The 11,391-nt window shown below is 40.3% G+C and carries 10 protein-coding genes; 7 read left to right on the top strand and 3 right to left on the bottom strand.

What is annotated here, in order from left to right:
• The first annotated feature begins 43 nt into the window (after positions 1-43).
• Positions 44-868, top strand: a complete 825-nt coding sequence (locus Q5O24_14945; protein ID WKY47626.1) for a nitroreductase family protein — start codon at positions 44-46, stop codon at positions 866-868.
• Positions 869-911: 43 nt separating this feature from the next.
• Here Q5O24_14945 and Q5O24_14940 read toward each other — a convergent pair whose 3' ends face one another.
• Complete coding sequence (locus Q5O24_14940; protein WKY47625.1) at positions 912-1,436, bottom strand: DUF2284 domain-containing protein; 525 nt, start codon at positions 1,434-1,436, stop codon at positions 912-914.
• Between the two features lie 354 nt (positions 1,437-1,790).
• Between Q5O24_14940 and Q5O24_14935 the strand changes: the two genes are divergently transcribed.
• The 3 genes from Q5O24_14935 (at position 1,791) to Q5O24_14925 (ending at position 6,323) form a co-directional block, all read left to right on the top strand.
• Positions 1,791-3,635, top strand: coding sequence for a diguanylate cyclase (locus Q5O24_14935; GenBank protein ID WKY47624.1), 1,845 nt, complete (start codon positions 1,791-1,793; stop codon positions 3,633-3,635).
• 236 nt (positions 3,636-3,871) lie between these two features.
• Positions 3,872-5,395, top strand: coding sequence for a diguanylate cyclase (locus tag Q5O24_14930; GenBank protein WKY47623.1), 1,524 nt, complete (start codon positions 3,872-3,874; stop codon positions 5,393-5,395).
• A gap of 265 nt (positions 5,396-5,660) precedes the next feature.
• Complete coding sequence (locus Q5O24_14925; GenBank protein ID WKY47622.1) at positions 5,661-6,323, top strand: ferritin family protein; 663 nt, start codon at positions 5,661-5,663, stop codon at positions 6,321-6,323.
• Between the two features lie 56 nt (positions 6,324-6,379).
• On the opposite strand, the gene amt is transcribed toward Q5O24_14925, so the two are convergent.
• A complete protein-coding gene (gene amt / locus Q5O24_14920; protein WKY47621.1) occupies positions 6,380-8,254 on the bottom strand; it encodes an ammonium transporter in 1,875 nt (624 codons plus the stop codon).
• A 641-nt stretch (positions 8,255-8,895) separates the two neighbouring features.
• Here amt and Q5O24_14915 point away from each other — a divergent pair.
• The 3 genes from Q5O24_14915 (at position 8,896) to Q5O24_14905 (ending at position 10,539) form a co-directional block, all read left to right on the top strand.
• Positions 8,896-9,420 carry an FmdE family protein gene (locus Q5O24_14915; protein WKY47620.1) on the top strand — a complete coding sequence of 175 codons (525 nt, stop codon included), beginning with the start codon at positions 8,896-8,898 and terminating at the stop codon, positions 9,418-9,420.
• 37 nt (positions 9,421-9,457) lie between these two features.
• Complete coding sequence (locus Q5O24_14910; protein WKY47619.1) at positions 9,458-9,997, top strand: histidine phosphatase family protein; 540 nt, start codon at positions 9,458-9,460, stop codon at positions 9,995-9,997.
• A 131-nt stretch (positions 9,998-10,128) separates the two neighbouring features.
• Positions 10,129-10,539 (top strand): molybdenum cofactor biosynthesis protein MoaE, encoded by a 411-nt coding sequence (locus tag Q5O24_14905; protein WKY47618.1) that lies wholly within the window; start codon positions 10,129-10,131, stop codon positions 10,537-10,539.
• Between the two features lie 37 nt (positions 10,540-10,576).
• Here the strand turns inward: Q5O24_14905 and Q5O24_14900 are convergent, their stop codons facing one another.
• Complete coding sequence (locus Q5O24_14900) at positions 10,577-11,071, bottom strand: QueT transporter family protein (GenBank protein WKY47617.1); 495 nt, start codon at positions 11,069-11,071, stop codon at positions 10,577-10,579.
• Positions 11,072-11,391 lie beyond the last annotated feature (320 nt).

Raw genomic sequence — 11,391 nt, 5'->3', positions numbered from 1 at the left:
GAAGAAGAACTAATAAGTCAGTGTGAATAAAAGGAGTAGAGAGATGATAAAAATTAATGAAGAAAAGTGCATCGGATGTCGATTATGCGAAAAAGACTGTCCCAGAGTGGCCATTAAGATGACTGATGACAATAAGGCGAAGGTTTTAAATCAGTTGTGTTTTAATTGTGGGCATTGCATTGCTATCTGTCCTCAGGAAGCGATATATGGGGATGAGGATGAGATGAAAGAGGTTATCGATTTTAACGAAGACAGTTTTCAGGTACCGGCTGATAATCTGTTGAACTTTATCAAATTCAGAAGAAGTATCCGCCATTTTAAGGAGCAACCAGTTGAAAAAGAAACGCTTGAAAAAATTATTGAAGCTGGACGGTTTACGGAAACTGGATCTAACAGCCAGGATGTCTCTTATATTGCTGTTACTGAAACCATCGAAGAAGTAGCCGATGCAATTTACGATCAGCTTCGTAAAAAGGGGCAGGCCATTTTAGAGAAAAAACTTGAAGGAATGGAACGTTACCATATATACGCTAACCTTTGGGTAAAAATGTACGATGATTATCATGCTGATAAAATTGGCCACGACCGGTTGTTCTTTCATGCGCCGGCAATCGTATTTGTGACGGCCAGAAATCCAATTAATGGGGCATTGGCTTCTTCCAATATGGAACTGATGACCAATGCATTGGGTTTGGGCTGCTGTTTCTGTGGTTTTGCTCTGGCAGCCTTAAATGATCAGCCTGAGATGCTTAAGAAACTTGGCGTTGAAGAAGACAGCAGTCTGGTATCATGCATGATTATTGGCCATCCATCAGTCAGCTATAAACGGACTGTTCCAAGAAATAAAGCAAAGATTATCTGGAGATAAATGGAGGAAAAAATAAAAAGCAGCCAAGTGACTGCTTTTTATTTTAATAAAGGACCATCATAAAGAATCCCAGGGTATTGTTGCCACCGTTATAAGTCATATTCTGCTTACGTGACATACTGACAATATCCAGGCCACTGCCTTCCATGGAATAGCGTTTTTCATCGGGGAATCGACAGGGCTCATCTTCTTTAGCCGCGCAGGGATCGCAGCGATCACAGCCACCAGGACCGGCAATCATCACAGGTTTGTCTGCCAGTTTTTCCCGCAGCTGATTAAGTGCTGCCGCGACTTCCTTACCGGCTTCTTCCATTTTCTCATAGAAATCACCCATATGGGCCAGCTTGTTCAGGATAATGGCATGATCGTACTCAAGAAACCGGCTTTGGTTTTTCTTCATATCGCCTGAAAGTGGCGGGCAGGAATGATTCTTTCCGTAATTGCCGCAAGTGTTTTGTTTACAGCTGGCAAATACCGCTTCGGCAAAGACCAGGTCTTTTGCTTCAATTTCCCGGTATTCATCAAATCCGACCATCTCAATAGCTTCGAAAATTTCATCTCTTAACATAATTCCTCCAGTAAACGGCACGCAGTCGTTTCTTTTTATTGTAACCTATTTCAGTAAAATTAACCAGATTTAATATACATAAGCAGCTTCGATAGTTGTCCGTCAGGAGCCATCATGATTAAAGTTTAAGAGTAATTCATGCACCACTTCGCCGATATAGGGGCCTGGAAGTTTTAGTAAGATAAAGTATTGACAATAAGGCTGGTAATTTATCCTTCATTTGTACTATAATTAAAAGTAATTATTCTAAAATGGTTGTGGTTACGATGAACTGACATAACATTTAGCTTTTATTTCATCAGGGAATAAATATTATTTTGATAGATTATATAAAGGGTAAGGGTTAACAGATAAATGGTTGAGACGAAAAATCAGGTCGAAAAGAATGAGAACCGATTAAGACAGCTGGTGGATGTGCTACGCCAATCATCTGCTTCAATTCAAAGCTTTGTTGACTATACACTGAAACAGGCGATAGAACTAACGGAAAGCCAGATGGGTTATATTACCTGTTGTGATGATTTGCCGGAGATTTTCTCTTTAAACAGTGGTTGGGAAGATGATTTAGAGGATCATGTGCGAAAGGCCTATAAAGAGATGTTTCTGGGGAAGCATCTTCAGATGCTAGAAAAAGTCAGGAAGATTTGTAAGCCTGTTGTGGTTAATGACTTTAAATTGGATAGCAGCTTAAAAAAGTCGCAGCGCATCGAGATAGAAAATATGATGGTCGTGCCAGTACTCAGAGAAGAAAAAATCATCGGGACGATCGGTCTGGCAAATCGCAGCGGTGGTTTTGGAGAAGCTGAAGTACTGCATATGACCCTGCTGATGGAAGCAGTTTTTAATGTTGTGACAGTCAGGCAGGCGAGAAATGAACTGGAGCAATTGTCAAATCGGCTGAAGTTAGCTACCCGAGTGGCCAAAATTGGAGTCTTTGACTGGGACATGATATCTGATCAGCTGGTATTTGATGAACAGATGATTAAAATATTTGATCTGGATATAGAAGCTGGACAAGTGGACCATTCAATTTGGGAGCAAATCATTCATCCTGATGATATCGACCAGGTGCGCAGAGAAATAAATAGCGCGATTATAAACATCGGTGAATGTGAAACAGAATTCCGAACGCTTTCGAAGAAAAAACAGATTCGAATTCTGGCCACAGTCTCAGCGGATGAGAATGGCCGCCCCATCAGGATGATTGGGGCTAACTGGGATATTACCAAGGAAAAGATGGATTTAAACAAGCTGCTGGAATCAAATTTTCGTTTAGAGGAAGAAATAATTGAGCGAAGCTATATAGAAGATGCGCTTCGTGTCAGTGAGGATAAGTTTAAAACAATTATCGATACTTCCCCTGATGGGATTGCCATCACATCAATGGAGGGGATTGTGGAGTTTGTGACCGATCGGACAGTTGAGATGTGGGGCTATGATTCGCAAGAGGAAATTCTAGGTCGTAACGTAATGGAATTTGTCCACGAATCCTATTTGGAAAAAGCGATTTATTTTATCAGTGAAATGTTAAGAGGACATCTGACCGGGGCAGCAGAATACCTGATGATTAAGAAAGATGGAAGTCATTTTTACAGTGAAGCTAATGCCAATATTTTAAGAGATAAAGATGGTAATCCTACAGGAATATTATATATTGAGCGGGATGTCACTGAACGTCATCAGATGGAAGACGAAATGAAAGAAATGATTCATAAGGACCAGCTGACGGGACTTTATAATCGTCGAAAAATTGATGAAGTGCTTATAGATAATGAGCATAGCATGACAGAAAGCCGTTTATTATCAGTGATCATGGTGGATATTGATTTTTTCAAAAAAGTCAATGATGAACATGGTCACCTTATTGGAGACGAAGTGTTAATCGCCGTGAGTCGACTGCTTGAAGAAGGAATCAGACACATGGATGTACTTGGTCGATGGGGTGGAGAAGAATTTATCATTATCTGTCCTGATACAGATTTATCCGGAGCTCATCAGCTGGCTGAAAAACTGCGACTTAAAATTGCCGACTACGAGTTTGAAGCAGTGGGCAAAAAGACCTGTTCTTTTGGAGTGGCCCAGCTTAAAGAGGGAGAAACGGTCGATGATGTTCTGAGTCGATCGGATTCTGCCCTGTATCTGGCTAAAGAGATGGGAAGAAACCGAGTTATTACGGAAGAAAAATTCTACACAGCTTAATAAAAATTGGTTAAAACGGTCAGAGAGCGGTAAATCTAACAGCTTTTGGAGGTGAAGACGCTTATCTAAGAACGTTGCACCTGAAAGGAGCGGCTGGAAAAGAGCAGCGCTAATAAATAAAGAACTGGTTTTTGGTATATCCAGGCCGGGACTATCAGTTTTTGCTTAACTGATAGTCATTTCTTTTTTTAGGTCATAAACATTAGGGATTTGGATAAGGAGTGTTATAAAACTTGTTGAAACTACTAAGTATATATCTTTTTATTTGCATTATATTACTTTCGCTCTTATTTGTTTCTTCGTTTGTCAGGGGCAAAACCTCTTATGCGAAGGTGCTGGGTTTTCTCAGTCTGTCGACTCAAATTTATATTCTGGGTTATTTGATGGAGATTAACGTGGAATCTCTCGATGCGATGTTATTCTGGAATCAGGTGGAATACTTTGGAATTCCCTTTATACCAGCTTTATGGTTATTGACTTGTCTTTTATATACGGAACACGGTAAAGCCGTGAAGGGGTTAGGGCTGATAGTTGTTTTTCTGGTTCCAGTGACGACTTTTGTTATGCGCCTGACAAATAGCAGCTATCACCTTTATTATCAGTCCATCTCATTAAGAAACACTATTCTTGGCTTTAATGCTCTGGAACTGGCGAAAGGGCCCTTTTATTATCTTTATGCAGTTTACATGATAGCTGCACTGATTATTAGTTTCGTTTTGTATTATCGGTATTATTGTCAGTTTTTAGTGGAAGAAAAAAGTCAGGTCAGCTTACTGACAGTTACTTCTGCCTTGCCATTGCTTGCCATAATTCTGAACATTGTCTGCACTGAGATGAGTTTTGACTTCATGGCGGTCATACTGCCGGTTTCTGTTTTGATGACATTTATGTCTTTGCAGTTTTATAATTTTCTGGAGATCCGGGATCTGGGCAGAGATTTTGCTTTTGAGGGTAACCTTAACGGGTTGATGCTTCTAAATGCTCAGGGAAAAGTGGTTGATTTCAATCGCAAAAGTGTCGATTTTTTTAATTATTATGATATCTCGATTAAAGAAGGAGATTTGAGAACCCAGTTAGACCAGCATCCGGAAATTTATCAGTCTATCGAGCAGAAGGATAAATCAATAATAAAGCTTAATATTGGTGGTGGGGAGCGATATTTCAGTATCGTGAGTCAAAGGCTTGAGGACAAGAAAATTGTTGGACGCCTGATTTTAATTGAAGATATTACTCAGGGGGAGGAGCTGAAAAAGAAGCTAATCGAAATCGCCAATACTGATGAGCTGACAGGCTTATACAATCGCAGACGATTTAATGAATGTGCTGAAATATCTTTTTTACGGGCTATAAGAGATAACAAAGCCATAAGTGTTCTGATGATGGATCTGGACTTTTTCAAAAAAATTAATGATAACCTTGGACATCAGGCTGGGGATCAGGTGCTGCGTGAGATGGCGCAAACCCTTAAGAAAGTTTTTCGGCAAAGCGATATCATTGGTAGGATTGGCGGGGAGGAATTTTCGGTTGTAATGGATAATACAGATGTTTATCAGGCTTATGAAAAAGCGGAAGTATTTAGAAAGCGACTGGCATTAAGAAAAATCATTTATAAAGATGTAGTAATTCCGGTGACAGTCAGTGTGGGGGTAGCAGAACTTAGTTCTGGTATTCAAAAGTTTGATGATTTACTGATGTTTGCAGATAATGCATTATACAAGGCTAAAGAACAGGGGAGAAATAGAACAGAAATTGCAAAATAGGGTTAAACCTGAGATTAGGAAGTGTAAAGTATAATCATTAAATAATGAGGATAGTTATAAAAAAATTAAAGATTTAACTAAAAAAGGATTGATAAATCCTGAACATCATGTATAATAAGTTCTAGATAGTAACGATTCTAATTAAATTAAAGTGGTAATAAGATATTCGTTTATCTGATTTACAAATTAGAGTCATAAAATTTTGATTACTGATATTTTTGGGGGGACCTTATTAATATCAATACAAGAAATTCAGGAGGAAAAAATGGGAAAATATCGTTGTACAGTCTGTGGATATATTCATGAAGGGGAGTTGACCGATGAGTTTACATGTCCCCGTTGCAAGAAACCTGCTTCATTTTTTGAAAAGGTAGAAGAAACCCAAGGGAAGGCTAATAAATATGCCGGAACAAAAACAGAAAAAAATCTACAGGATGCTTTTGCCGGAGAAAGTCAGGCTAGAAATAAATACACTTACTTTGCTGATGTGGCACACAAGGAAGGCTACGATCAGATTTCAGCAATCTTCTTGCAGACTGCCCGTAATGAGCAGGAACACGCCAGAATCTGGTTTGAAGAGCTGGGAAATATCGGCAAAACTACCGATAACCTGCTAAAAGCTGCAGAAGGCGAAAATTATGAGTGGACCGATATGTATGATCGATTTGCGAAAGATGCTGAGGAAGAAGGATTCCCTGAACTGGCAGAACGTTTTAGAAAAGTCGGCGCCATTGAAAAAGCTCATGAAGCTCGCTATCGATATCTTTTAGATAATGTGGAAATGCAGAAAGTATTTGAAAAAAGTGATGAAGTAATGTGGGAATGCCGTGTCTGCGGACATCTGGTGATGGGTAAAAAAGCACCAGATTATTGTCCGGTCTGCCATTATTCACAAGTTTATTTCGAAGTTCGAAAAGAAAATTATTAAAAAAAGATGTATAACAGGAAACCCGCGATAAAAGCTAATTGACTTTTATCGCGGGTTTATTTTCTGATCTGGTTTCGGCCATTTTCTTTGGCGGTATAAAGTAAGGTATCAGCCTGATGAATCAGTTTGTTAATATCTGAGCCGTTATTTTCGACGACCCCGCCGCTGACGGTGATGCAGTAGCCTTCACAAAAGCTCCAGACCATTTTTTCGATTTTTTCCCGGATAATATTAGCGATAATATAGGCGGTTTCCAGATCGGTTTTGGGCATCACGACTAAAAATTCTTCGCCGCCATAGCGGCCAAAATAATCGGTTTTTCGCAAAGAGCTCTGAATGTTTCGGGAAATATCAACAAGGACCTGATCCCCTGCCAGATGACCAAATTGGTCATTTACTTTTTTGAAGAAATCAATATCAAATAAGAGAATGGACAAGTCGGACTTATAGTTGCTGGCAATATAAATTTCTTTTTCCAATGCATCGGTAATGTGTTTGCGGTTTAAAATTTGAGTTAAACCATCAGTGACGGCCATATGTTCCAGAGATTTCAGGGCTTCTTCTGCGGCTTCTTCTTTTTCTTTTAGGTCGTCTACCATGCTATTAAAATAGGAGGTAAGCTCGCCAATTTCGGTGCCAAATTCCACTTCGATTTTTGAGGCGTTTTTGAAGTTGCGGTTTTCAATAATGTTTCGCACAGAGTTGGATAATTCGAAAATACTGGTAGAGGCGCCGTGTTCGGCGATGTTTAGACCAATTTCCTCATGGCTTAAAGAAACTCGCATGGGGTAGAAATGATTAATAATTTTCATTAGAATAAATGCGATCCCAAAAGCCCAGATAAAGGCGGCGAAGCAACCTAAAAACTGGACAAGAATCTGCTGGCCTCGGGTAATGCCGAATTCAACCAAAAAAGAATCCTGAATAAACAATCCAGTGGCAACGGTTCCCCAGATTCCGGCAAAACCGTGAACCGGGATGGCACCGACAGCATCATCAAGCTTTAGTTTTTCCAGTAATAAAGTACCGAAATAAACAATTAGACCGGAAACAACACCGATCACCAGTGAGCCTACGGCACTGACGTAGAAGCAGCCAGCGGTAATTCCCACCAGGCCACCAAGGATACCGTTGATGATGCTTTCCGGTTCAGGTAGCTGGTTTTCGCTGAATTTCCAGCTGATAAAAAGGCTGGTGATTCCCCCAAAAGAAGCGGAAATCATTGTATTGGCAACGATATCGGCGATTTCTGTTGTGGCGGTTAGGGTGCTGCCGGCGTTGAAGCCAAACCAGGCAAAGAAAAGGATAAAAACACCGAAATAGGCAAAGACTAAATTGTGGCCACGGATTTTATGGGATTTTCCGTCTTCAGTAAAACGTCCGACTCGGGGGCCGATTATAATTACCCCTGCCAGTGCCACCCAAGCGCCGATGGAGTGAACAACAGTAGAACCGGCAAAATCCAGGAAGCCAAGGTTCTCCAGCCATCCGGCGTTATCGGAATAAAAAAATCCGCCCCAGGCCCAGTGGCCAAAGATTGGGTAGATAAAAGCTGAAGTAATAAAGGACATCAGCAGATAAGTTGAAAATTTCGCCCGCTCGGCAACGGCGCCGGAATCGATGGTGGCAGCAGTCCCGGCAAATACGGCTTGAAATAAAAAGAAGGCAGCTTTCCAGTCTTCCTGTTCAAAGTTTACAAAAAAATCACTGATGCCTACGATTCCGTGAAATGAGTGGCCAAACATCAGGCCAAATCCGATAAACCAGAAGGCGGCAACTGACAGGATAAAATCTGACATATTTTTAATGGCAACATTTATGGAGTTTTTTGCCCGCGTCATCCCGGTTTCTAATGCCATAAAACCTGGCTGCATCAGAAAGACAATCATGGCGGAGATAATAACCCACATATAATCGGCGATAGTTTTCATGCTTAAGGCTCCTTTATAGACAAAGGTTATAGTCGATTTAATTTGAATTAAGAAGTAAAGATGTTCTGATTGATTAACAGAAAAAAATAATAATGTGTTTATTATAACACAGCAGTTCTTTTGAAAAAAGCGAAATTCCAACAAATACTAACCTTTTAATGGAGCGTTGTTTACCTTTACTTAATCAAAAGCTGACTTTTATTAAGGGCTAGTGGTGTTTTGCTCTGCCTGAAACCATGAACGATTATGAGAAATAAAGGGAATTGATGATTTGTTAAATTTATGTTAAATATTAACGATGTTTAATAATGTGTTGATGGATTATATTAATACGAAGCGGGACTTTAGATTCTATCTTGAATATCGATGAAGCGTCAAATAATGAGGGGGCAAAGGCAGGCGAAAAGCCTGTTAATCAGAAATCCTTAATCCGATTGACAAAAAAAGAGGCCTGGGATATACTGAAAAAAATTAAATGTTGGCAAGTGAGCTAAAAATCAGCGAACTGAAGCTGGTGTGCGGGAAGGGCACCTTGACCTGGTGGTCGCTGGGATTGACAGTTTGCAACTCCGTATTACTAATAATAAGATTGCAGATAAGGCTCACTGAAGTGAGTCTTTTTTATAAATAAGGAGAGAATTATGAATAAAGAATTATGGGAAAAATCAGTGGCATTTCATGGACATCACTGTCCCGGTCTGGCAATTGGAGTAAGAGCTTCACTGGAAGCGATGAAGGCTTTGAATATCAATTTTTCAGAAGATGAAGATGTCGTTTGCGTCACGGAAAATGATGCCTGTGGTGTTGATGGCGTTCAGGTGATTTTAGGATGCAGTGCCGGAAAAGGAAATCTGATTTTTCGTAACCGGGGTAAACAGGCTTTTTCATTTTTTAATCGAAAAACGGGCGAGAAAATTCGTCTGGTTTTAAAAAATTTGCCGGAAATGAGTCGGGATGAAAAGGAAGATTTCCTGTTAAACGAACCGGACGCGACAAAAATTTTTGATTTTAAAACTCCGGAGTATGATTTGCCGGAAGCGGCCCGGATTTTTCAAAGTGTTATCTGTGAAAAATGCGGAGAAAAAACTGCAGAGCCCATGATTCGGTTGGAAAATGGTCAAAAACTTTGTTTGGATTGTGCGAGCTCTTATAGCAGAGGAATGTAGTTTCCGTTTCGTCAATTAACTGAGGAGGGCAGGGAACATGAAGCTGATTGTGATCCGTCATGCAAAAGTGCTGTTTGAATGGGAAAAATGCTATACCGGCGAAGCTTTTAATCGGGCTTGCAAGGGATATTCAGAAGCAGAAATTTTTTGTGATGTCGAATCTGATATTAAAACGGGAAGAAGACCAGTTTTTATTAGTGAGCTGAAGCGGACGGAAGAAACAGCCAGAATGCTTTTTGGTGAACGGGATTTTATAAAAAATGAAGTATTTAATGAAGTAGAGTTACGCTCCTTTATAGAATCATCGATTAAACTGCCGACGCCTTTGCTAAAGGCGATGGGTAGAACCCACTGGTTTTTAAATATTACGACGCAACCGGAACTCAGAAAGCAGACGACTTTGCGGGCCCAAAGGGCAATCGATTTACTGGAGGCACAAAAAGAGGATGTAATTTTGGTTAGCCACGGCATTTTTATGCAGGTAATGTTTGCAGAGCTGAAAAAGAGAGGATACTCAGTCCGACGCAGTGGATCAGTATGGTTTGAGAATCTTGATATGATTGTGGCTGAAAAATGACGAGTCAAACACGAACAGAGCAATTTAGGAAGATGAATGGCTTTCAGGGATAAGCTGGGGTGTTAGTGGATAAAAGTTTCAGAACGGCGATATTCTTTTGTGATTTTTGAATTTAAACCTGAGGAGATAATATGATAGATAAAAGTAAAACCCTGCCTTCGGTGGATGAGTGGTTAAGGGCTGCAAAAAGTGACGAAACTGCGCGGCAGGAAGGAATGTACCTGGTCCATAACGGGACAGTCAGACAGACGCCAAAGGCGCAGGTGCGAAAGGGTATTGATGATGGCAGCAAGGTAAAAGGTATGTTTTTTTCCTATGATGAAGAAAAAGTCAATGCAGCCATTAAAAAAACTTTTGAACTGGAGGGGATTTTTCATGTCCGGGTTTGGCTTAATGAAGGAGAACTTTCTCTAGGTGATGATATTATGCTGGTGTTGATTGGGGGGGATATCCGACCTCACGTCATAGACGGATTGCAGTTTCTGGTGGAGACAATTAAAACCACGTGTGTAACGGAAATTGAAAAAAAGGAAGAGGCCTAGAACAAGAAAAGCCGCAATCTTTGATTGCGGCTTAGTTTTAATGTTGATGAAAAAGTAGACGTCGTTTATCCAGGGCAAAATAGAGTACAGAACCCAGAACCATACAGGAGATGACTTCTCCAATTCCAACAGTAAACATCATCATAGGAATTGGCAGTGGCACACCATAGCTGTATTTTAGAATAAAGGGAACGACAAGAATATTGGCAATCACAGGCGGTATAGTCAAGAGCAGTGGATTGCGCAGATGGCGAAGCTGATAAACAATGACAGCGGCAATCAGGGTAGCCAGACTTCCGAAGATCACATCAATCAGGGTGCACCCAGTTAACAGATTGCTTAAAAAGCAGCCTAAAAACAAGCCTGGTATGGCAGCAGGTGTGAAAGCCGGCAGGATACAGAGCATCTCCGAAAGACGCAGCTGAATTTCGCCGCTGGCCAGTCCCATCATACTGGACAGAAAGGTGAGAATGACGTACAGTGCGGCTATAATTCCGGCCTGAGTAACAAATAATACATTAAATTTTTTCATTTTTTCTCCTTTAGTTTTGTTTTACGTGTGGAAGGTTGCGAACACACGATGGTCAAAATCAACGCAAAATATTATAGCGTAAAAAACTTAAAACTGCAAGGAAAATAATGGGATAAATGAAAATAATTAGTTTGAACATGTTTGCGTTGAAAAAGGAAGGCAAAATAAGAAAGTTAAGAGCGTCGTTAAAAGGTTAGGCTGTGTAAATTCTTATTGTGATATATATAAGGTTGATAAATGTAGGGTTTAATTGACTTTCTCCCCCGTCTTAGGGTAGAATAGCTTTGTCTTGAAAATTTTTTCAGAGAAAGAAGAGGATG

The sequence above is a fragment of the Eubacteriaceae bacterium ES3 genome (genome assembly GCA_030586155.1).
Classification (GTDB): domain Bacteria; phylum Bacillota; class Clostridia; order Eubacteriales; family Eubacteriaceae; genus Acetobacterium.
This window is presented reverse-complemented; position numbering and strand designations above follow the sequence as displayed.